This window comes from Devosia sp. 2618, from assembly GCF_040546815.1.
Classification (GTDB): Bacteria; Pseudomonadota; Alphaproteobacteria; order Rhizobiales; family Devosiaceae; genus Devosia.
The window spans coordinates 4,155,321-4,174,844 of record NZ_JBEPOO010000001.1 but is presented as its reverse complement, the minus strand read 5'-3'; the positions used below and the strand labels follow the sequence as shown (position 1 = coordinate 4,174,844).

The following is a 19,524-nucleotide window of genomic DNA, read 5'->3' as shown; positions in this document are numbered from 1 at the left end:
GTTTCGGCCCTCATAGCAAAATGCCATCGCGGTCTCGCAAAACTGCAAAATAGCGCCAGAAGAGTAATGCCGCCGCAGAGCGATAGGGCGACCAGAATTCAGCAATAACGGACATTGCCGCGATGGTTGGACGCGCGTCAAGTCCGAGCCCATGCTGCACGGCCTTGAGCAAAGCCAGATCGCCGGCCGGAAAGACGTCGGGATGGCCGGCACAGAACATCAGATAGACCTGCGCCGTCCACGGCCCTATGCCTTTATGGGCGACGAGATAGGCGACGGCGTCATCGGCAGGGAGCGTTTCGAGGTGGTCGAAATCGAGGTCCCCCGCCGCCATCGCCTCGGCGATCACCCGCACCGTCCGGAACTTGCCGCCGGAAAACCCGGTCGCCCGCACGTCTTCTTCGCTCAGCGCCAGATAGGTCACCGGATCGAGCGCACCCGGCAGCAGTTCATAGCGCGACCAGATCGCCCGCGCGCTGGCAACCGACAATTGCTGGCCGCAGATCACCTTGGCGATACCAACAAAGCCCGGCTGGGTGATACGCGGCTGCACCGGCCCTGCCCGGTCGCGGACTGTGGCGAGACGCGGGTCCATGCCGACGAGCAGATCGATATGGGCGGCGATGGCTTCGACGCTATCGAGACGCGGTGACGCGAGCAGGCCAGTCATGTAGAAACGCCTCGTGCCAAATTCATCATCCAGTTCTGTCCTTCGCTTTGCGCCTAGCCCCAATGGGCGGCTGCATCTCGGCCACGCCTATTCCGCGCTTTATACCTGGAACGCGGCAAAGCTGCTCGGTGGCACCGCTTTGCTGCGGATCGAAGACATTGATGCCGAACGCAGTAAACCCGATTTTGTCACGGCGATCTTTGACGATCTGCATTGGCTGGGCCTCGACTGGCCGCAACCGGTGATGCAGCAGTCCGACCGGCTCGACGCCTATGCCGAAGCCGGCAATGTGCTGCGCGACGAAAACCTGCTCTATCCGTGCTTTTGTTCACGCAGCGATATTGCGGCGAGCGCCGAGGGCAGCGACCCGGACGGCGCGCCGCTCTATCCCGGCACGTGCCGCCATCTTGATCGCGGCGAGCAGATCGAGCGGCTGGAGCGCGGCGATCCGGTGCAGTTTCGCCTCGATACGGAACGCGCCATGGACCGCGTCGGCATGCTGACATTTTCGGTCGTTGGCCCGTTGGTGACCGACCGCCCGCAAATCCGCCACGCGCGGCCCGAACGCTGGGGCGATGTGGTGCTGCAGCGCAAGGGCACGCCGACCAGCTATCACCTGAGCGTTGTGGTGGACGACGCGGCGCAAGCCATTACCCACGTGACGCGCGGCCGGGACATGGAAGCGGCGACCGATATCCATGCGCTGCTGCAAATGCTGCTTGGCCTGCCCTCGCCGATCTACAATTTTCACAAGCTGATCCTCGATGACGAGGGCAAAAAGCTCGCCAAATCGAAAGGCTCGGAAACCCTTACGGATCTCCGAGCCAAGGGTTGGACGCCAGACGATGTGCGGCGCGCGGTCGGGCTCTAAGGCTTGTGTTTGCCGATGCGTCCGAGATGGGTGTCGGAAAAGCTCTCGGGTGATTTGAGGCCATAGCCAAGCGCCCGGTCAAAGCCGCAATGGGAGAACCAGAGGGCGCCCATCGCCGCGACGAATGGCATGGCGAGGACCATGCCGGCGGCGAGCACGATGACGCCGAACGCATAGACGTGAACACTATTGTAGATCGCGCCGCCCAACTTCGGGCCGAGGCCATAGCCTAGAAAGCTCAGGTCTGGCGCAAAGAACAGCAGCAACGCCGCCCACCAGGCCAGACTGCTATCGACCTGCCAGGCAATCACCAGCCCGGCGAGCAATATCAGCAGACCTTCAACACGCTGCCACCGCACAAAATGGGTCATCTCAATTGCTCCTTCAGGCGGCCTTGGCGCCCGCGCTATCGACCAGTTCGGTGACTGTTGCCGCCACCGCATCTTCGAACGGGGTGGCAAAGCCTGCGCCCAGCAGGACATCGAGGCGCGGGTCGACCAGCTCCATCTCGTTCTGCCACAGATAGCGCATGCGATAGATGTCGCGCATCATCGGGTTGACCAGCCCCATGGCGCCCAGCACCCACCACGCCATCGGCGTGACCTTGAGCGGGTGCTCCACCGCAGCATTGATCGCCGCCATCATCTGGCCATGCGACACCCAATTGCCGGCAAAGTGGAAGTTCTCAAAGCTGCCCAGCTCAGCCCGGCGCTCGGCCAGCATGGCGAAAGCCTTGCCGAGGTCCGGTAGATAGGCCCAGCTGTGGCGCAGGTTGAGATCGCCGAGGTGATGCACTTTGCCCTTGGCCTGATCCATCAAAATGGCTTGTTCGAACCATTCGCTGCGATTGCCCGGACCGTAGAAATCGCCGGCACGCAAGATGATGGTCTGAAACTGCCCGGCCAGGGCCGCGTCCTTGAGCATGCGTTCGAGCGTGATGCGGATATCGCCGCGTGGCGCTTCGGCCTTCTGGCGCAGGCTCGGCGACAGCGTCCGGTCACCGGCGCTGTAATTGTAGATTGTGCCAGGAAACATCAGCGTCTTGCCGCTGCCCGCCATGGCGTCGATCACCACCTGAAGCTGGGCTTCGGCACGACCAGCGCCCCATTTGTCGTAAGGCAGATGCAACCCGTAAACGACCACATCGGCATCGGCGATGGCGGCACGAACCACCGCGATATCGTCGGCATCACCGGCGATGAATGCGGTGTCTGGCACCGGGCGGCGATTGGTGCGTCCGAGGCCGGTGACGGACCAGCCGGCGTCGCGAAAACCCCACATCGCGGCATTGCCGAGATGGCCGTTGCTTCCCAGAACCGTAACGCTTCCCTTGGACATGATGTTCTCCTGTTCTCGATGGACATCATGTTGCGCTCGACGATAACGTATATCCATTCGCCAAAATCAGGGGTCAGACATTCAATTATGAATAAAGAACCCGACTGGACTCTGTGGCGCAGTTTTGCGGCCGTGGTGGCCGAAGGATCGCTGTCCGCCGCCGCGCGGGCGCTGGGCCTGAGCCAGCCGACGCTTGGCCGCCATATCGAGGCGCTTGAAGCCTATCTCGGCCTCACGCTGTTCGAGCGTACCATGGCAGGCCTGCGGCCCAACGCCACCGCACTGCGTCTATATGAGCCGGTCGCCGCCGCCCGCACGGCTTTTGCCGAAGCCTCGATGCTGGCCGATGGCGCGCAGGACGATAGCGGCGGCACGGTGCGCATCACCGCCAGCACGATGATTTCCAATTATGTGCTCCCCACCATCCTGACCTCGGTCCGCGCCCATCATCCACGTATCGCGATCGAAAGCGTGCCCTCGGACTCAGCCGAAAACCTCCTGCTGCGCGAGGCCGACATTGCCGTGCGCATGTTCCGCCCGACCCAACTGGAACTGGTGACGCGCCATCTGGGGCAAATCCCGCTGGTGGCCGTCGCCCATGAGCGTTACCTCGCCCGGCGCGGCAGACCGACCACGGCGGCCGAACTCTGGACACATGACCTGATCGGTTTTGACCGCTCCGAGGCCATCGTCGCCCATGCCAAAAACCTTGGCTTTGACATCACCCGCGATGCCTTCGCGCTGCGTTCGGACAATCAGACGCAGGGCTGGGAATTGATCAAGGCAGGGCTCGGCATCGGCTTCGGTCAGGCCAATCTTGTGCCGCTGACGCCCGGGTTGGTGGCCCTGCCGCTCGATCTCAAGCTACCGCCACTCGAGATCTGGCTGACCACACACAGGGAATTGTTCACCTCGCACCGAATTCGTGCCATTTATGACGCGTTGGCTGATGGTCTCTCGACCTATATCAACGGGCAACACTCCCTACGGTAGGACATCATGGAAACCGCCCTTAATATCGCCATCGCTCTCGCCCTGCTCTTTGTCGTTATCGTGCTGGGCATGGGCCTGTGGAACATGGTCAAAGGCGGTCCGGGCAATACCAGCCAGAGGCTGATGCGCCTGCGCGTCATGGGCCAGGCCGTTGCACTGATTCTATTGCTCGGCGCGCTGTTCCTGTTCGGCGGCGGCGGTCGCGGTTAAGCCCGAACCATGGTCAAGCTCAACCGCATTTACACCAAGACCGGCGATGACGGCACCACCGGCCTGGTGCGCGGCCCGCGACGCCAAAAGTTCGACTTGCGCGTCGAGGCCTATGGCACGGTGGACGAAACCAATGCGCTGCTCGGCCAGTGTCGCCTGCTGACCACATCCATGCCGCGCATCGACATGTTGCTTGGCCGCGTCCAGAACGATCTGTTCGATGTCGGCTCGGACCTAGCAACGCCCGGCACCGATGATCCAGATGCCCAGTTTCCGTCGCTCCGCGTTCGTGCGGTGCAGACCGATTTTCTCGAAAAACAGATCGACCATTTCAACGCCGATCTCGCCCCGCTCAAAAGCTTCGTTTTGCCCGGCGGCACGCCGCTGTCGGCCGCGCTGCATGTCGCGCGGACGGTAACCCGTCGCGCCGAGCGCATTACGGTAGAATTGGCCTCGGTCGAACCCGACACCAATCCCGAAGCGGTGCGCTATCTCAACCGCCTCTCCGACATGCTGTTCGTGCTGGCCCGCGTCGCCAACAACAATGGGGCGCGCGACCTGCTCTGGGTTCCGGGCAATTACGGTGACGTCAAGAAAGGCGGCTAGGCCCCTAATGTTTCTGCCGCTGCACGACACCAATCCGATGCGCCATGTGGCGTTTCCTTACGTCAATTATGGGCTGATCGGCCTCACCATCCTGTGCTTTTGCGTGCAGGCGGTGCTGCCGCCGGGCGCCTTCGATCAGGCCACCATAGACTTCGGCATGATCCCCATTGTCGTGCGCAACGTCTACCCGCAGCCCGTGCCATGGCTGCCCGATTGGGCAACGCTGGTCACCTATGCGTTTCTCCATGCCGACTGGCTGCATCTGCTCAGCAACATGCTGTTCCTCTGGGTGTTTGGCGACAACATCGAGGACGCGCTCGGGCACTTCAAATATCTGCTGTTTTACGTTGCCTGTGCGGTGTTGGCCGCGCTCACCCATATGGCGTTCAACTTCAACGACAATGGCCCGCTGATCGGCGCGTCAGGTGCAGTAGCCGGGGTCATGGGCGCCTATATCGTGCTCTATCCGCATGCCCGCGTCTTCGTGCTGGCCCGCATCATCATCCCCATTCCGCTGCCGGTGCCAGCTTTCTGGATGCTCGGTTTTTGGGTCGCGACGCAGTTCTTCTACGTGCTGATCGGATCGAATGAACCTGTAGCCTGGTGGGCCCATATTGGTGGCTTCATCGCCGGCGTGATACTGGCAGCAACCTTCAAACGGCGGGAAGTGGCGCTGTTTGGCGGGCGCTGAGCTGGAGTCACATTTCACCAAATTGCCACGATTTCCGAAGGTTTTGTTTACATCCGCGCCCTATTGTTGAGCGTGGACAGTCAGCAAAAGGAGGTCCGGCATGAATACCGATCTCTCGATGCAAATGATGGCCATGAACTCCGCCAAGCTGCAAACCAATATGCAGATGGTGCTGTTCAAAAAAGCCCACGAGATGCAGACCGAAACGCTCGACGTGCTGATGCAGACGGCTCTTTCCGCTCCCCCTCCGGGGCAGGGCGCCAAGGTCGACAAGCTCGCCTGAGGAGATTGCACGATGAGCAACGCTCTCGGCATATCCCCATCGGTCATGATCAATCGCCTCGTTGACCGCACCGGCACCGGCCTTGACGCGCAATTGGCCAAAGTCGCCCAATTGCGGCTGGAGCTCGAAGTCGCCGGCAATGCCGAGCAGGTCAAGGAAGCTGGCCTCAGCCCCACGGGCGAAGCCGAGGCGCCAGTGATCAACACCGGCGCCGTAGTGGATCGGCTGATTTAGCTCTTGAGGCCGATCAGGGCTTCGATGACCGCTTCGCCATCGGGGGTGTCCCAATGGGCGGGGCCCTGCAGCACCGCGAGTTCGCAGCCATTTTCGTCGAGTACCAGTGTGGCTGGCAGACCAACCGCGACGGCCTGCTGCTTGAGGCGCTCGAAGGCGGCGAAGGTGTTATCGGCGTAGAGTGGCAGGTTGGCGAAGTCGTTTTCGTCGAGGAAACCCTGCGCTTTTTCATTGCCGCTATTGCCGATGTCGAGATTGATCGGCAGCACCATGAAGGCGTCGGAATTGTATTTGGTGGCGAGCGCATCGAGCGCCGGCATTTCTTCGCGACATGGCACGCACCAGCTTGCCCAGAAATTGACCAGCAGCGCCTTACCCTTGAAATCGCCGATGGTCATGTCGGTGCCAGCGGCATCCTTGAACGCCATGGTCGCGTAGCCGCGCCCTTCACCGGTGCCGTTGAGTGCGGCCAGTTCACCCTTGGCCGCCGCGTCGATCAGGGCCGCCGCTTGTTCCTGGACCGGGCATTCCTTGGCCTGACTGGCATTGCCGAGCCACACCCACGCCGCTATAGCTACGCCCAATCCCGCCAACCCCAGGACAATCGCCAGCCGGACGCGGCTCGAAGCTCCAGGGCGGGGCGCGTGCGTATCGGTCATAGACATTCTCCGAGGTATTCGATGAGCAATAAGATGTGGGGCGGACGGTTTGCTACCGGACCCGACGCCATCATGGAGGAAATCAACGCGTCGATCGGATTCGATCAACGCCTGTTCCGCCAGGATATTGCAGGATCGATAGCCCATGCCACAATGCTCGCCGAGACGGGCATTCTGACGCATGAAGACCGCGACGCCATTGTTGCCGGTCTAAACGAGGTGCTAGCCGAAATCGAGGGCGGCACCTTCACGTTCTCGCGGGCGCTCGAAGACATTCACATGAATGTCGAATCCCGCCTACGCGAAAAGATCGGCGATGCTGCGGGGCGCCTGCATACCGCACGCTCGCGCAACGATCAGGTCGCGACCGATTTCAAGCTCTATGTCCGCGACACCATCGATACGCTGGTGATCCAGGTTCAGACGCTGCAGCTCGCTTTGGTCACCAAGGCCGAGGAAGAAGCCGAGACCATCATGCCCGGCTTTACGCATCTGCAAAGCGCCCAGCCGGTGACCTTTGGCCATCATCTGCTGGCCTATGTCGAAATGCTTGGCCGCGATGCGGGTCGCCTCGCTGATGCGCGCAAGCGCCTCAATGAAAGCCCGCTGGGCTCGGCTGCTCTTGCCGGCACCCCCTACCCCATCGACCGCTACATGACGGCCGAAAAGCTGGGCTTTGACCGCCCGACCGCCAATTCGCTCGATGCCGTGTCAGATCGCGATTTCATTTTGGAAACGCTGGCTGCCGCGTCGATCTGCGCCATGCATCTGTCGCGCTTTGCCGAGGAAATGGTGATCTGGAGCTCGGCGCAGTTCGGCTTTGTGCGCCTCTCCGACAAGTTTACCACCGGCAGCTCGATCATGCCGCAGAAGCGCAATCCTGACGCCGCCGAACTGGTGCGCGCCAAGATCGGCCGCATCGTCGGTGCACTGACCAGCCTGATCGTCGTGATGAAGGGCCTGCCGCTCGCCTATTCCAAGGATATGCAGGAAGACAAGGAAGTCGCCTTCGACGCGCTCGATTCCCTGTCGCTGTCGCTGGCGGCGATGACCGGCATGGTCGGCGACATGACGGCGAACCACGAGCGCATGCGCGTTTCGGCCGCGGCTGGCTTTTCGACTGCCACCGACATTGCCGACTGGCTGGTGCGCGAGCTCAACATCCCCTTCCGCGACGCCCACCACATTACCGGACAGATCGTGGCGGTTGCCGAAAAGAAGAATTGCGGGCTGGAAGGCCTCACCATCGAGGACTTCAAGTCGGTCGACGAGCGCATCGATAGCCGCGTCCACAAGGTGCTGACGGTCGAGGCATCTGTTGCCGCCCGCAAGTCCTATGGCGGCACCGCGCCAATCAACGTTCTGGCCCAGGCCGCCCGCTGGAAGACCGCACTGACCGGCAAGGCACACGAGCCAAAGCCGCTGGGTAAAAAGAAACATGGCGGGCATGGCGACGGCGGGGTCGAATGACCTGCAAACCGGTCGCTTGAGGTAAAATCCTTCCCTTGGGTCGATTTTAGATGAGAAGGCTATGAGAGCTATGCTCGAATGGCCTTCACGTTGATTTGGCTGCAACGTCCAGATCAATGCCTCATCCGGCGCCATGCGCCGCCAGGGAGACCGCTGCATGCCCAGACCATCCCGACAGATGCGCCTCACCGAGCGCCATGTCGGCTATTTGCAGCCACCCAATCCCGATGAGGATATGCCCCCGCCGCCCGAGGGCATGCAGCCATCGACCCAAGCCGACTACGACCGCACCATTACCGAATTTCTGGGCCCCACACCCGAGCAGGAAGAGGTCTGGATCTTTGCCTATGGTTCGCTGATCTGGAAACCGGCCTGCGACTATGTGGAAATGCGCAAGGGCCTGGTGCGTGGCTGGCACCGCTCGTTTTGCCTGGGCTGGAACAACCGCTTTCGGGGTAGTGACGAAAATCCCGGCCTGATGCTGGCGCTCGATCGCGGCGGCGCTTGCAATGGCGTGCTCTATCGCCTGCCGCCCGGCAAGATCGCTGAGTCACTCACCCAGCTGTTCGAGCGCGAAATGGGCTGGAAGCCCTCGCCCTTTCCACCGCGCTGGGTCAACGTCAAAAGCGGCGACCGCATCATCCGTGCCATCACCTTTTGCATCGACCGCAATTCGGGGCGCTATGTCTCGGGGCTGTCGGTGGAAGACGTGGCGAGCGTACTGGCCAAGGCCGTCGGCTCGCGCGGCTCGATGGCCGAATATCTCTATGCGACGGTCAGCCACCTCGAAGAGATGGGCATCCACGATCCGCATCTTTGGGAGCTCCAATCGCTGGTCGCCGACCGCATTGAAGCCGCTTATGAGCCGGATCGCTAAGTCTTGCTTTCGTTTTTGGCGCCATCGGTTTAGATCACCGAGTCCCCTTCTCCCCTCGTGGGAGAAGGTGGCGCGATAGCGCCGGATGAGGGGGCTTCGCGCCATAAAAATTGCTCCGGTGGAGCAATTTTAGGCAAGAAGGCCACGAGAGCTACGCTCGAATGGCCGGGGTAAACAAAGCCCCTCACCCGCCCTTCGGGCACCCTCTCCCACAAGGGGAGAGGGGAAGAAAGGAATTGCCTTGGTCCACCATTTCGAACATCGCGGCGACACTCTGTTTGCCGAGGACGTCAATCTCAACGATCTCGCCGCCAAGGTGGGCACGCCGTTTTATGTCTATTCCAGCGCCACGCTGCGCCGCCACGTACGGGTAGTGAAGGCGGCGTTTGAGGGCATCCCGACGCTGCTGGCCTATGCGATGAAGGCCAATTCCAATCAGGCTGTGCTTAAGCTCATGGCATCGGAAGGTGCCGGCGCTGACGTTGTATCTGGCGGCGAGCTGGAACGCGCGCTGGCCGCTGGCATCAAGCCCGAGATGATCGTGTTTTCGGGCGTCGCCAAGACCATCGGCGAAATGCGCCGGGGTCTCGAAGTCGGCATCAAGTGCTTTAACGTCGAGAGCGAACCCGAGCTGGAACGCCTGTCGATGGTTGCGGCCGATATGGGCCTGACCGCCAAGGTGTCGGTCCGTATCAACCCCGACGTCGACGCCCGCACCCATGCCAAGATTTCGACCGGCAAGGCCGAGAACAAGTTCGGCATTCCCTATGCCCGCGCCCGCGAAGTCTACCGCCGCATCGCCGAGTTGCCCAATGTCGAGGCCGTGGGCGTCGACATGCATATCGGCAGCCAGATCACCGATCTCGAACCCTTCGGCAACGCCTTTGGCCTGATGGCCGAACTGGTCACCTCGCTCCGTGCCGATGGCCACAATATCAAGCACGTCGATGTCGGCGGCGGCCTTGGCATTCCCTACAATGTCGATGAAGCCGCGCCGCCGCTGCCCACCGCCTATGCGGCTGTTGTGCGCGACAAGGTCGGCCAGCTCGGCGTGACGCTTGTTATCGAGCCTGGCCGCCTGCTGGTTGGCAATGCCGGCATCCTCGTCACCAAGGTCGAATATGTGAAGGAAGGCGGCACCAATTTCGTCATCGTCGATGCGGCGATGAACGATCTGATCCGCCCCACGCTCTATGAAGCCCACCACGATGTGGTGCCGGTCAATCACTCCAACCTTGCCCCGATCACCGCCGACATCGTGGGCCCGGTCTGCGAGACGGGCGATTACCTCGCCAAGGCCCGCACCATGCCTGGCGTCAAGGAAGGCGACCTGCTGGCAGTGATGAGCGCTGGCGCCTATGGCGCCGTGATGGCATCGACCTACAATTCACGGGCCCTGATCCCGGAAGTGCTGGTGGATGGGGAGAAATTCCACGTCATCCGGCCGCGCAAGTCGATTGATGAGTTGATTGGGTTGGATAGCGTTCCGGACTGGGTGTGACGCTAGATCTTGGTTCAAATTCGGCGCGATTTTCACCTCGCCCCTGAGGGGAGAGGTCGACCCGCAGGGTCGGGTGAGGGGGTCAGGCGTGGTGCTGGAGCCGAGAGGCTTCACCCCTCACCCTAGCCCTCTCCCCTGAGGGGCGAGGGGACCGTTCTGTGACCTTGGCACCATGGCGCCATCATAAAGCAGCAAAACCCTACTGCTCGCCCGCCCGCGCCTGCCGCCCGAGCGACACGACTTCCACGGGCTTACCCTCAAGCGCATCGTCGATTTTGGTCAGCAGATCCATCAGCGTGAACGGCTTGACGATCACGTCATAGATCAGCGCATCGAGCCCATGCGCGCGCTCACGCTGGTCGGCAAAGCCCGTCATCAGCACGATGATGATATCGGGGAACTTGGCGGCGACATGCAGCGCCAGCCCGATGCCATCCATGATGGGCATCTTGATGTCGCTGAGCATCAGATCGAAACGCCCGTTCTCGGCGTCGACCGTCTCGGCAGCGAGCCCGCCATCTTCTTCGGCGACGACTTCGTGCCCTTTCATCGTCAGGGCGCTCACCACGAAGGCGCGCACCGATGGATCGTCTTCGGCAACCAGAATACGGGCCATCAATGGTGCTCCGGGCTAGAATGGTCTGGTGGCGCACTCTGCGCCACGGGATCGACGGCTTTCGCCGTAACGGCACCATCGGTTGTTGTTGTTCGTTGTTTCTGCCCATTGGCAAAACTCAGGCGGACGCGTTCGGCAGGTCCGGGCGGCAGCGCCAGCTGGGTGTTGAACGTCGCCCGCTCGCCCCCCATCAGATCGCGCACGGCTGGCACCACGCTCCACTCGTAAAGGCTGTTGCCATCGGCGCCGAGCAGCGTCACCACCACGGCCGGCACATGCACCGGATCGGGCATCAGCCCGACGATCTGGGCCGAGACGATCAGCAGGTCCTTGCCGTCGCGCGTCGTGTGCAGCGTCGTCACGTCGGAAAAATCGAGGCCGACGACGTTCACGCCAAGGCCCACCGATTGATAAAGACCGGCCATGGCGGGGAACTGCTCAACCACCTGTACCCGACCGAAATAGGCTGTGCCGAGCACGCCAATCAGCAGCAGCGCGCCAACCCAGCGCAGGCCGCGCCGCATGCGGGCCAGAGGCAGATGCGCCTCCATGGCTTCCTTGCGCTGCTTGAAAGCGCGCTGGCGATTGCGGATGACGGCGGGATCAACCTTACCGGCAATGGTCGAATCAGTGTCGCGCGCGACTTCCTGATCCCATTTTTCCTGCGCCTCGGTTTTCTTGACGGTCTTGGCCGTCTCGGCGGCGACCTCGCGCTCTTCCTGCTCCATCACCTCATCGAGGCCATCTTCCACGATGGCTTCGAAGGCTTTTATCTCGTCGACGGTCGATTTATCCCGGGCCATGGGGCGTTGTTGCCAGGCCTGCTGGCAATGGGCGCACTGCACCTTTCGACCAGCCGACCCGATGGCTTCGTAGCTCACCTGGTACTTCGTCTGGCAATGTGGGCAGGTAATGATCATTGAGCCAGACAAAAAAAGACGAATGGGCAGTCCCCGAATGTAGCGGTGCTAGGTTAAAACTCCTCAAACTCTCCGCCACGTCCCGGCAATCCACCACATTTGTGCCCCTATCATCGACGTAAGGACCGTGGTGGCGCGCCCGACTGTTATGATGCGTGCAACATTTGATTCGCGTCGTTGCGGACTAATTGGGGAGCCAGCGTTCTTGATCGAGTTTTCCAATGTCGGCCTGCGTTACGGCAATGGTCCCGAAATTCTGCGAGACCTGACCTTTTCGGTCGAACCCGGCTCATTCCATTTCCTCACCGGCCCATCGGGCGCAGGCAAAACCAGCCTGCTGCGCCTGTTGCTGCTGTCGCTCAAACCATCGCGTGGCCAGGTCACCATGTTCGGCGAGGACGTGACCAATCTGACCCAGGATCGGCTGCTGCAGATGCGACGCCATATCGGGATCGTGTTTCAGGAATTTCGTCTTCTCGACCACCTGACGACCTTTGAAAATGTCGCCCTGCCGCTGCGCGTGCTCGGGCAGGCCGAGAGTGAATATCGACCCAACGTCACCGAACTGCTCGAATGGGTTGGCCTGGGCGAGCGCATGAACGCGCCGCCATCGCTGCTTTCAGGTGGCGAAAAACAGCGTGCCGCCATTGCCCGCGCCGTGATTGCGCGCCCAAAGGTGCTGCTGGCCGACGAGCCCACGGGCAATGTCGATCCGGACCTCTCGAGCCGCCTCGTGCACCTGTTTGCCGAGCTCAACCGCACCCTGGGCACCACCATTATTCTCGCGACCCACGAACTGCCGCTGCTCGACAAGTTCAGCTATCCCCGCATGTTGCTCAGCAAGGGCGAGTTGGTGATCCATGATTGAGCGCATTCTGGCTGTCCTGCCGATCCGCAAGGGCACGGCGCCCATCGTTCCTGAAAAGAGCGTGTCCGGCCGCACCCTGCTGCTGCTGATCACCATCATGAGCTTCCTTTCGGCCGTCACGCTTGGTGGCGTGGTGCTGGTGCAAAAATCGGCCATAGCCTGGTCTGCCGATGTCGGTCGCGAAGTCACCATCCAGATCCGCCCCGTCGAGGGCGAGGTGATGGAATCCAACCTGCGCACCGCCGTGTCGTTGGCCCAGTCGACCCCTGGCGTTGCCGGCGCACGCGCGCTGACCATCGAGGAAAGCCAAAAGCTGCTTGAGCCATGGCTCGGCGCGGGGCTCGACCTCACCGCCATCGACATTCCGCGCCTTGTCGTCGTCCAACTCGGCGATCCGGCTGACGCCGATATTGAGGGCCTCCAGCGCAATCTGGCGGCGGTGAAGGGCGCAAGCCTTGATACCCATGCCGCCTGGCGCCAGCAGCTCAACACCATGGCCGGCACCATCGTGTTTTCGGGTCTGCTGGTGCTGATCCTGATCGGCGCAGCCACCGTGCTCGCCATCGTTTTTGCGACGCGCGGCGCCATGTCGACCAACCGCGAAATCGTCGACGTGCTGCACTATATCGGCGCTTCCAACAAGTTCATCGCAGGCGAGTTCCAGGGGCGTTTCCTGTCCTTTGGCTTGCAGGGCGGATTGCTCGGCACCGTCGCGGCGCTACTGTTTTTCACCCTGATCGGCGCGGCCGCCGGCAATATGCTGTCGAGCGAGGCCGGCGTGCTGTTTGGCCGCTTTGCCTTGGGCGTTGACGGCATTATCGGCATCGTCGCCGTGGTGCCGGTAATTGCGGCGCTGACCGCCATCACCTCGCGCGTCACCGTGCGCCGCTTCCTCAGCGAGACATCCTGATTTGGAGACGACAGGGGAATTCACCCTGACTGCCGATGACGTCGCGGCGGCCGGCTGGCTCTATACCAAAAGAGGCCTCACCCGTCCCCGCGTGCTGTTCAGCTGGTTCGTGCTGTGGCTGGCTACGCTGGCTTTTCTGACCTTTGTCTGGGGCGGCGTGGAGCAGGCACTTCAAATGCCCTTCGTCGTTCTCGGCCTCTCACTTTTGCCCTTCGTCATCGTCGTCGGGCTGACCGTGCTGCTGGTTCCGATCCGGGCGCGCAGCAATTTCAAGCAGCAACGCTCGCTACAGGTGACGCTCACCCTCTCATGGTCAGATGCCGGACTGCGCGCCGTCTCGGAATATGGTACCTTCACCATACCGTGGAGCCACTTCATGGCCTGGACCGAAGACGGCAAGTGTTTCCTTTTATTGGAATCAAACCGGCTTTATAGGCTCATCCCAAAGCGCCTTCTGGACACCGACCAGCAAAATGGGCTGCGCACTTATTTAACCCAGGTCGGCCACTAAGCCGAACCGAACATCAATGCAGCGGAGTTACGATTATGGCCGTCATACAGGCGCTTCGCACCGCGCTGTTCTACTTCATCTTCATCGGCCAGACCGTGATCGTCGCCATCGTTATCGGCACGATCGCGCTGATCGGTGGCCGCACCCCGGCCAGCTGGGCGCTAGCCAAGTTCTGGTGTCGCTCGACGCTCGCCTATCTGCGGGCGCTGACGGGCGTTAAGACCAAGGTCAGTGGCCTTGAAAATATCCCAGAAGGCGGTTGTATCATTGCAGCGAAGCACCAGAGCGACTGGGACGTTTTTGCCATTTTCCCGCACACTGGCCGCCCCGCCTATATCGTCAAGAAGGAGCTGATGCGCATCCCCTTCTTCGGTTGGGCCGCGCGCTCGCTCGATTGCATCGAAGTCGACCGCCGCAAGGGCGCCGAGGCCATCCCGCTGATGATGGCCCAGGCCCATGCCGCCGTCGAACGCGGCTGCCGCATTGTGATTTTCCCCGAAGGCACCCGCAAGGCGCCGCTGTCGCCCGCCGACTACCGCCAGGGCATCGTCCGCCTCTATATGGAACTGGGCGTCCCTGTCGTGCCGGTAGCGCTCAATTCGGGCCTGTTCTGGGGTCGCAACAGCGCTGTGATCTGGCCCGGAACGGCCGAAGCCAAGTTCCTGCCGGCCATCGAACCGGGCCTCGCCTCCAATGTGTTTATGGAGCGACTCAAAAAAGCCATCGAAACCGATTCGGATCAGCTGATTCTAGAGGCTGATGAAAATGGTCTTTCCCGTCCCGTCGACCCAGAAATGCGCCGCAAGCTTGATGCCCTCAGGCAGTCGTATCAAAACGCCTGATAGCCACCACATGTTGACGGCGCCAGCGAACGAAGCCATACATCTAGTTAGAGCGCTGTAGGGCGCTTGACATGTATTGCATTTTGTTCTATTTTTGTTCTTGTTCGTTGAACGCTGTGGAGATGGCGTGAATGGCTGGCATTGTCGAGAGCAAGGTTTTGGTCCACGGCTTCGGTCGCCACAGCAATTGGCAGGGCCGCTCAGGTCGCGCCTATGATGTGATCAGCGAAAACCTTGAACATTTTGCCATGGGCGACAGCGATCTGTACATGATCGCCAAGGGTAGCCATGTGCTCTGGGTTGGCTCCACCGGTGAACTGGTTGGCGATCCGATGAGCCGCTCGCGCTTCCGTCTGGCGCTCGATTGCGCCGACCGCGTCTTCCGCCTCACCACCCCCGGCGCCGCTGCCGAACGCCTCAGCACCATCTGGGACCTCGAAGGAGCAGAACCTTTGGCGGGCGCGCAGGCGGCTTAAAAACCGGCTGCCTTACCACGCGATATTATCCCGACGATGCCATCGCGAACCATGGCCTCAAGCAGCCACATCGTCCTTGGCCAGCAACTTGGCCAGCGCCATCAACTGCCGATCGCGGATCCCCAGATCCCCGAGATGCTTGGCGGTATTGAGTACGTAGTCGACATTGCGGCCGGATAGGCCAACGCCAGCCTGCACCATGACAAGCTGTTCCTCGATGCTCAGCCGTCCGGCAAATTGCTCGTGCCGCTCATCGACCAGAAAAGCCAGTGCGCTGACAGTCCGCCCGTCAGCCAGATGCACCGGCCGCATCACATCACGATAGACCGCCGTGACCTGCTCGCGCTCCTCAAGATAGGCCCGCACGGCGGCCCACTCGCTGTCGGCAACCTCAAACACCATGCCCCGGCATGACCCACCCCGCGCCAGCCCGAACACCAGCCCCGGCCGCTCAAGCGTACCCCGATGGTGATGCGAGACGATGGAAAGGCTGCGATGGGCGCCCTTGAGCAGGCCTTGCTGGGCTGAAATATGCACAAAACCGGGGTTCCAGATCAGGGAACCATAGCCGAAGACCCAATGGGTAAGTGTCGTATCTGTTGTGTGCATTGCCATGACCTGAACCCAAATCTAGGCAAACATGCGGAGCGAGGCAATTGCATCTGGGCGATACTTGCCATGCGCCAGATGTGCGGCACCGGGCCCCATCGGCGCAATCGCACTTTAGTCCGCAGCCCCGGAAAGGTAAGACTTCCGCTCATGAAGAAGCGAATCATTATTCTCGGCTGCGTCGTGCTGGCCGTCGTCATCGCCTGGAGCGCCGCCTGGGTCGTGCTGTCGGGTCTGGTCAAAGACAATATCGAACAGCTGGCCAATGCCGATGGCGTTACGACGCCGCGCATCGCGTGCGAAACCCTCAATATTTCGGGCTTCCCGTTCCGTTTTGACGCCGACTGCGTCAATGCCGAGATCGTCAGCGGTGACTTCACCGTCACGACGCCGGGCATCCGCGCCAGCATTCGCGTCTATGCCCCGACCCATCTGCTGGCGTCGGCCAAAGGTCCGCTGCATTTGACCGACAATTTCACCGGCACCCGCAATGGCGTCGATTGGTCGACGCTTGAAGCCAGCATCCGCCTCGACAACTGGCGCATCGCCCGCGCCTCGGTGTCTGGCGCCGATGTGGTCTGGACCGACACGCTGTTTGGCAACAGTGTTATCGCCCAGAGCCCGCTGGTCGAAGTTCATCTGTTCGACATTCCCGAGCAGCACAATGCCGAGGCCAAAACCGCAGCGCTGGCCGGCTATGTCCGCGCCCAGAACGCCGCCTGGCCCGGCCTAACGCTGACCGATGCCAGCGCCGAAGTGCAGGTCGAACTATCTGGCCTGCCCGACGACGTACGCAACTGGGACAATCCGCTGCTGCTGCAGTCCATGCAGCAGGCCGGTGGTGCACTCAAGATCGTCGCCATCCACGCCACCGACGCCGCCGCAACCCTGGACGCGTCGGGCGAACTGACGCTCGACGCGCAGGGTTTCCCGGAAGGCCAGATCAGCATCAAATCGACCGGTGTCGCCGAACGTGTCGGTCCGATGATTGCCGAGCCATGGCGCACGCTGGTGTTTGGCACCCCGGCCCCGGATGGCTCCTACGCCAATCAGCTGAACTTCCATGGCGGGGCGATTTCGTCCGGTCTCGTGCCAATCGCGACCGTGCATCCACTTTTTTGAGGAATAAGGGGCAGCATCTTGCCATACCCTCGTGGTTCGAGGCGCTGAAGAAGCGCACCTCACCATGAGGGCTTTTGATACACGGGGGTCCAGTAACCCTCATGGTGAGGTGCGAACTCTTCGCGAGCCTCGAACCACGAGGGTGTGGCACTAAGCGTCGTCGCCGCCGCCATGTTCGCGCACAAAGGTGACTTCGGGGGTGGGTGGGGCTTCGTGCGGGCGACCGAAATCGGCGGCGGCAGTTTCCTGACCGGCCGAAATGATCGAGCGACGAATAGCGCGCGTGCGGGTGAACATTGCCTCGAGCGCCGGACCATCGCCGGTGCGCACCAGACGCTGCAGCACCGACAGATCCTCAGAAAAGCGACCAAGCATTTCCAGCACTGCATCGCGGTTGGTGAGGAAAATATCGCGCCACATCACCGGGTCCGATGCCGCGATACGGGTAAAATCGCGGAAGCCCGAGGCCGAGAACTTGATGACTTCGGACTGCGTCGCCGCTTCAAGATCGGCCACCGTGCCCACGATATTGTAGGCAACGAGATGGGGAATATGGCTGGTGATGGCCAACACCATATCGTGGTGCGCCGCATCCATGGCCTCGACCTGGCTGCCCATGGCACGCCAGAAGGCAGCCAGCTTTTCGGTCTGCGCCGGATCGACATCAGGCCCCGGCGTCAAAACACACCAGCGCCCGGCGAACAGTTCGGCGAAGCCCGCCGATGGCCCAGAATGTTCTGTGCCTGCCAGCGGATGGCCAGGAATAAGGCTGACGCCAGCCGGGACCAGCGGCGACAGGGTTTTGACCACATGGCCCTTGACCGACCCGACGTCGGACAGGATCGCGCCCGGCTCAAGAGCCGGCGCAATGGTCTTCATCACGCTTTCATAAGTGCCGACAGGCGTGCAGATGATGATGAGATCGGCGCCGCGCACCGCCTCGGCGGCGTCCAGCGTATAGATATCGCCCAGTTCGAGTTCGCGCGCTTCCTCGAGCGTTTCCTGCCGGCGGGTCGTAATCGAGATGACCTCGACCAGCCCCTGCCGCCGCGCCGCCAGCGCGATGGACGACCCGATGAGCCCGATACCGATCAGGGCGATCTTGCGAAAATGAACACTCATGAGATTTGAACCAGTGCCTTGAGAATGCCGACAACGCCGCGCATCGCCTGCTCGGAACCAATGGAAATGCGCAGCCCATGCGGGATACCGTAGGACTTGCCAACTTCGCGCACGATCAACCCGCGCTCCATCAGCGTCTCGAACGCCAGTGCGGCGTGTTCGGCATCGGGGAACAGCACCAGCACGAAATTGGCCTGGCTGGGCACCACATAGATGTGGTTGGAGGTCAGTTCGGTGGTGATCCAGTCGCGCCACTCGGCGTTAAATTCCTTGAGGCGCGCGGTAAACTCCACATCGCGCGTTGCCGCCGCGCCCGCCAGCTGTGCCGGCAGGTTGACGTTGAACGGGCCACGGATGCGGTTGATCGCATCCACAACATGTGGCGGGCCCACCATCCAGCCGATGCGGGCCGCTGCCAGCCCCATCTTGGAGAAGGTGCGCACCATCACGACGTTTTCGGCCTCCGCCACAAGATCGGAGCCGACCGTATAGTCCGCCGCCGTCACATATTCGGCATAGGCGCTGTCGATGACCAGAAGGATATCGGGGCGAAGGCCAGCATGCAGCCGCCGCACTTCGGCATCGCTCAAATAAGTGCCGGTCGGATTGTTCGGATTGGCCAACCAGATGATCTTGGTCTTGTCGGTGACGGCTGCCAGCAGCGCATCGACATCGGCCGTATAGTCGGTTTCATCGACCAGAACGATGCTGGCGCCGGCCGCCCTGGTGATGATCGGATAGACCGAAAAACCATACTGGTTCATCAGCGCCTCATCGCCATCGCCGAGATAGCACTGGGCGATCAGGTGCAGCAGATCGTCGGAGCCATTGCCGCAGACGATGCGCGCGGCATCGAGCCCATGCACTTCGGCCAGCGCTTCGCGCAGGATCTTGGACGAGCCTTCCGGATAGATTTCCAGATGATCGGCCACCGAACGGAACGCCTCTATCGCCTTGGGGCTGGCCCCAAGCGGCGATTCATTGGACGACAGCTTGATGGACTTGCTCCCCGGCGCGCCCGATTTACCGGGAACATAGGGGGCAATATCAAGAATGCCGGGCTGCGGAACGGGGCGAAGACGGTCGTCGGACATGATGCCAATCCGGGCGGAAAAATCGCGCGGA

25 protein-coding genes and 1 pseudogene are annotated in these 19,524 nt (G+C 61.6%); 16 read left to right on the top strand and 10 right to left on the bottom strand.

The features are described 5' to 3' along the window. Positions 1-10: 10 nt before the first annotated feature. Positions 11-670 carry a DNA-3-methyladenine glycosylase family protein gene (locus ABIE28_RS20675; protein ID WP_354066286.1) on the bottom strand — a complete coding sequence of 220 codons (660 nt, stop codon included), beginning with the start codon at positions 668-670 and terminating at the stop codon, positions 11-13. Positions 671-683: 13 nt separating this feature from the next. Between ABIE28_RS20675 and gluQRS the strand changes: the two genes are divergently transcribed. Beyond that, positions 684-1,541: a tRNA glutamyl-Q(34) synthetase GluQRS gene (gene gluQRS / locus ABIE28_RS20670; protein ID WP_354066285.1), complete on the top strand. Its 858-nt coding sequence runs from the start codon at positions 684-686 to the stop codon at positions 1,539-1,541. Here gluQRS and ABIE28_RS20665 read toward each other — a convergent pair. Beyond that, a complete protein-coding gene (locus ABIE28_RS20665; RefSeq protein ID WP_354066284.1) occupies positions 1,538-1,912 on the bottom strand; it encodes a DUF4260 domain-containing protein in 375 nt (124 codons plus the stop codon). The two genes, gluQRS and ABIE28_RS20665, sit on opposite strands and share 4 nt — an antisense overlap. 13 nt (positions 1,913-1,925) lie before the next feature. Next, the gene (locus tag ABIE28_RS20660; RefSeq protein ID WP_354066283.1) at positions 1,926-2,879 is read right to left on the bottom strand and encodes an NAD-dependent epimerase/dehydratase family protein; all 954 of its coding nucleotides are present in this window, start codon (positions 2,877-2,879) and stop codon (positions 1,926-1,928) included. A gap of 87 nt (positions 2,880-2,966) precedes the next feature. Here ABIE28_RS20660 and ABIE28_RS20655 point away from each other — a divergent pair, with 87 nt between their 5' ends. The 6 genes from ABIE28_RS20655 to ABIE28_RS20630 all read left to right on the top strand — a co-directional run bounded on the left by ABIE28_RS20655 (position 2,967) and on the right by ABIE28_RS20630 (position 5,896). Then, entirely contained in the window at positions 2,967-3,872 is a 906-nt protein-coding gene (locus ABIE28_RS20655) for a LysR family transcriptional regulator (RefSeq protein ID WP_354066282.1), read from the top strand. A gap of 6 nt (positions 3,873-3,878) precedes the next feature. Then, positions 3,879-4,082, top strand: coding sequence for a twin transmembrane helix small protein (locus ABIE28_RS20650; RefSeq protein ID WP_354066281.1), 204 nt, complete (start codon positions 3,879-3,881; stop codon positions 4,080-4,082). A gap of 9 nt (positions 4,083-4,091) precedes the next feature. Then, entirely contained in the window at positions 4,092-4,688 is a 597-nt protein-coding gene (locus tag ABIE28_RS20645; RefSeq protein WP_354066280.1) for a cob(I)yrinic acid a,c-diamide adenosyltransferase, read from the top strand. A gap of 7 nt (positions 4,689-4,695) precedes the next feature. Continuing rightward, entirely contained in the window at positions 4,696-5,379 is a 684-nt protein-coding gene (locus tag ABIE28_RS20640) for a rhomboid family intramembrane serine protease (protein WP_354066279.1), read from the top strand. Between the two features lie 100 nt (positions 5,380-5,479). Further along, positions 5,480-5,662, top strand: coding sequence for a putative motility protein (locus ABIE28_RS20635; RefSeq protein ID WP_354066278.1), 183 nt, complete (start codon positions 5,480-5,482; stop codon positions 5,660-5,662). A 12-nt stretch (positions 5,663-5,674) separates the two neighbouring features. After that, positions 5,675-5,896: a hypothetical protein gene (locus tag ABIE28_RS20630; RefSeq protein WP_354066277.1), complete on the top strand. Its 222-nt coding sequence runs from the start codon at positions 5,675-5,677 to the stop codon at positions 5,894-5,896. On the opposite strand, the gene ABIE28_RS20625 is transcribed toward ABIE28_RS20630, so the two are convergent. Then, positions 5,893-6,555 carry a TlpA family protein disulfide reductase gene (locus tag ABIE28_RS20625; RefSeq protein ID WP_354066276.1) on the bottom strand — a complete coding sequence of 221 codons (663 nt, stop codon included), beginning with the start codon at positions 6,553-6,555 and terminating at the stop codon, positions 5,893-5,895. The two genes, ABIE28_RS20630 and ABIE28_RS20625, sit on opposite strands and share 4 nt — an antisense overlap. Before the next feature lie 21 nt (positions 6,556-6,576). Here ABIE28_RS20625 and argH point away from each other — a divergent pair, with 21 nt between their 5' ends. The 3 genes from argH to lysA all read left to right on the top strand — a co-directional run bounded on the left by argH (position 6,577) and on the right by lysA (position 10,403). Then, positions 6,577-8,025: an argininosuccinate lyase gene (gene argH / locus ABIE28_RS20620; protein WP_354066275.1), complete on the top strand. Its 1,449-nt coding sequence runs from the start codon at positions 6,577-6,579 to the stop codon at positions 8,023-8,025. Positions 8,026-8,182: 157 nt separating this feature from the next. Continuing rightward, positions 8,183-8,902 carry a gamma-glutamylcyclotransferase gene (locus ABIE28_RS20615; protein ID WP_354066274.1) on the top strand — a complete coding sequence of 240 codons (720 nt, stop codon included), beginning with the start codon at positions 8,183-8,185 and terminating at the stop codon, positions 8,900-8,902. A gap of 241 nt (positions 8,903-9,143) precedes the next feature. After that, positions 9,144-10,403, top strand: a complete 1,260-nt coding sequence (lysA, locus tag ABIE28_RS20610; protein ID WP_354066273.1) for a diaminopimelate decarboxylase — start codon at positions 9,144-9,146, stop codon at positions 10,401-10,403. A gap of 199 nt (positions 10,404-10,602) precedes the next feature. Here the strand turns inward: lysA and ABIE28_RS20605 are convergent, their stop codons facing one another. The 3 genes and pseudogenes from ABIE28_RS20605 to ABIE28_RS20595 all read right to left on the bottom strand — a co-directional run. Next, entirely contained in the window at positions 10,603-11,019 is a 417-nt protein-coding gene (locus ABIE28_RS20605) for a response regulator (protein ID WP_354066272.1), read from the bottom strand. Next, positions 11,019-11,822 (bottom strand): hypothetical protein, encoded by an 804-nt coding sequence (locus tag ABIE28_RS20600; protein ID WP_354066491.1) that lies wholly within the window; start codon positions 11,820-11,822, stop codon positions 11,019-11,021. The genes ABIE28_RS20605 and ABIE28_RS20600 overlap by 1 nt, the downstream gene beginning before the upstream one ends. A gap of 18 nt (positions 11,823-11,840) precedes the next feature. Continuing rightward, positions 11,841-11,939: pseudogene (locus ABIE28_RS20595) on the bottom strand (zinc-ribbon domain-containing protein); the annotation flags it as partial. Between the two features lie 205 nt (positions 11,940-12,144). On the opposite strand from ABIE28_RS20595, the gene ftsE reads away from it, so the two are divergent. The 5 genes from ftsE to ABIE28_RS20570 all read left to right on the top strand — a co-directional run bounded on the left by ftsE (position 12,145) and on the right by ABIE28_RS20570 (position 15,546). Beyond that, positions 12,145-12,807, top strand: coding sequence for a cell division ATP-binding protein FtsE (gene ftsE / locus ABIE28_RS20590; protein WP_354066271.1), 663 nt, complete (start codon positions 12,145-12,147; stop codon positions 12,805-12,807). Further along, a complete protein-coding gene (locus ABIE28_RS20585; RefSeq protein WP_354066270.1) occupies positions 12,800-13,717 on the top strand; it encodes a cell division protein FtsX in 918 nt (305 codons plus the stop codon). Before ftsE ends, ABIE28_RS20585 begins: the two co-directional genes overlap by 8 nt. A 1-nt stretch (position 13,718) precedes the next feature. After that, positions 13,719-14,228, top strand: a complete 510-nt coding sequence (locus ABIE28_RS20580) for a YcxB family protein (RefSeq protein WP_354066268.1) — start codon at positions 13,719-13,721, stop codon at positions 14,226-14,228. A 35-nt stretch (positions 14,229-14,263) separates the two neighbouring features. Beyond that, positions 14,264-15,070 (top strand): lysophospholipid acyltransferase family protein, encoded by an 807-nt coding sequence (locus ABIE28_RS20575; protein WP_354066266.1) that lies wholly within the window; start codon positions 14,264-14,266, stop codon positions 15,068-15,070. 131 nt (positions 15,071-15,201) lie between these two features. Continuing rightward, entirely contained in the window at positions 15,202-15,546 is a 345-nt protein-coding gene (locus ABIE28_RS20570; protein WP_354066264.1) for a hypothetical protein, read from the top strand. Positions 15,547-15,603: 57 nt separating this feature from the next. Here ABIE28_RS20570 and ABIE28_RS20565 read toward each other — a convergent pair whose 3' ends face one another. Next, a complete protein-coding gene (locus ABIE28_RS20565) occupies positions 15,604-16,161 on the bottom strand; it encodes a gamma-glutamylcyclotransferase (RefSeq protein ID WP_354066262.1) in 558 nt (185 codons plus the stop codon). A 144-nt stretch (positions 16,162-16,305) separates the two neighbouring features. Here ABIE28_RS20565 and ABIE28_RS20560 point away from each other — a divergent pair, with 144 nt between their 5' ends. After that, on the top strand, positions 16,306-17,277 hold the full coding sequence (locus ABIE28_RS20560) for a DUF2125 domain-containing protein (RefSeq protein WP_354066260.1): 972 nt from the start codon (positions 16,306-16,308) through the stop codon (positions 17,275-17,277). A gap of 150 nt (positions 17,278-17,427) precedes the next feature. Here the strand turns inward: ABIE28_RS20560 and ABIE28_RS20555 are convergent, their stop codons facing one another. Continuing rightward, on the bottom strand, positions 17,428-18,399 hold the full coding sequence (locus ABIE28_RS20555; protein ID WP_354066258.1) for a prephenate/arogenate dehydrogenase family protein: 972 nt from the start codon (positions 18,397-18,399) through the stop codon (positions 17,428-17,430). Further along, the gene (hisC, locus tag ABIE28_RS20550) at positions 18,396-19,493 is read right to left on the bottom strand and encodes a histidinol-phosphate transaminase (RefSeq protein WP_354066256.1); all 1,098 of its coding nucleotides are present in this window, start codon (positions 19,491-19,493) and stop codon (positions 18,396-18,398) included. The genes ABIE28_RS20555 and hisC overlap by 4 nt, the downstream gene beginning before the upstream one ends. Positions 19,494-19,524 lie beyond the last annotated feature (31 nt).

Excerpts from the sequence above, each read along its gene's own strand:
- ABIE28_RS20675 (WP_354066286.1), bottom strand. The coding sequence starts at position 670 with ATGACTGGCCTGCTCGCGTCACCGCGTCTCGATAGCGTCGAAGCCATC.
- ABIE28_RS20665 (WP_354066284.1), bottom strand. The coding sequence starts at position 1,912 with ATGACCCATTTTGTGCGGTGGCAGCGTGTTGAAGGTCTGCTGATATTG.
- ABIE28_RS20660 (WP_354066283.1), bottom strand. The coding sequence starts at position 2,879 with ATGTCCAAGGGAAGCGTTACGGTTCTGGGAAGCAACGGCCATCTCGGC.
- ABIE28_RS20655 (WP_354066282.1), top strand. The coding sequence starts at position 2,967 with ATGAATAAAGAACCCGACTGGACTCTGTGGCGCAGTTTTGCGGCCGTG.
- ABIE28_RS20650 (WP_354066281.1), top strand. The coding sequence starts at position 3,879 with ATGGAAACCGCCCTTAATATCGCCATCGCTCTCGCCCTGCTCTTTGTC.
- ABIE28_RS20645 (WP_354066280.1), top strand. The coding sequence starts at position 4,092 with ATGGTCAAGCTCAACCGCATTTACACCAAGACCGGCGATGACGGCACC.
- ABIE28_RS20640 (WP_354066279.1), top strand. The coding sequence starts at position 4,696 with ATGTTTCTGCCGCTGCACGACACCAATCCGATGCGCCATGTGGCGTTT.
- ABIE28_RS20635 (WP_354066278.1), top strand. The coding sequence starts at position 5,480 with ATGAATACCGATCTCTCGATGCAAATGATGGCCATGAACTCCGCCAAG.
- ABIE28_RS20630 (WP_354066277.1), top strand. The coding sequence starts at position 5,675 with ATGAGCAACGCTCTCGGCATATCCCCATCGGTCATGATCAATCGCCTC.
- ABIE28_RS20625 (WP_354066276.1), bottom strand. The coding sequence starts at position 6,555 with ATGACCGATACGCACGCGCCCCGCCCTGGAGCTTCGAGCCGCGTCCGG.
- argH (WP_354066275.1), top strand. The coding sequence starts at position 6,577 with ATGAGCAATAAGATGTGGGGCGGACGGTTTGCTACCGGACCCGACGCC.
- ABIE28_RS20615 (WP_354066274.1), top strand. The coding sequence starts at position 8,183 with ATGCCCAGACCATCCCGACAGATGCGCCTCACCGAGCGCCATGTCGGC.
- ABIE28_RS20605 (WP_354066272.1), bottom strand. The coding sequence starts at position 11,019 with ATGGCCCGTATTCTGGTTGCCGAAGACGATCCATCGGTGCGCGCCTTC.
- ABIE28_RS20600 (WP_354066491.1), bottom strand. The coding sequence starts at position 11,822 with ATGGCCCGGGATAAATCGACCGTCGACGAGATAAAAGCCTTCGAAGCC.
- ABIE28_RS20585 (WP_354066270.1), top strand. The coding sequence starts at position 12,800 with ATGATTGAGCGCATTCTGGCTGTCCTGCCGATCCGCAAGGGCACGGCG.
- ABIE28_RS20575 (WP_354066266.1), top strand. The coding sequence starts at position 14,264 with ATGGCCGTCATACAGGCGCTTCGCACCGCGCTGTTCTACTTCATCTTC.
- ABIE28_RS20570 (WP_354066264.1), top strand. The coding sequence starts at position 15,202 with ATGGCTGGCATTGTCGAGAGCAAGGTTTTGGTCCACGGCTTCGGTCGC.
- ABIE28_RS20565 (WP_354066262.1), bottom strand. The coding sequence starts at position 16,161 with ATGGCAATGCACACAACAGATACGACACTTACCCATTGGGTCTTCGGC.
- ABIE28_RS20560 (WP_354066260.1), top strand. The coding sequence starts at position 16,306 with ATGAAGAAGCGAATCATTATTCTCGGCTGCGTCGTGCTGGCCGTCGTC.
- ABIE28_RS20555 (WP_354066258.1), bottom strand. The coding sequence starts at position 18,399 with ATGAGTGTTCATTTTCGCAAGATCGCCCTGATCGGTATCGGGCTCATC.
- hisC (WP_354066256.1), bottom strand. The coding sequence starts at position 19,493 with ATGTCCGACGACCGTCTTCGCCCCGTTCCGCAGCCCGGCATTCTTGAT.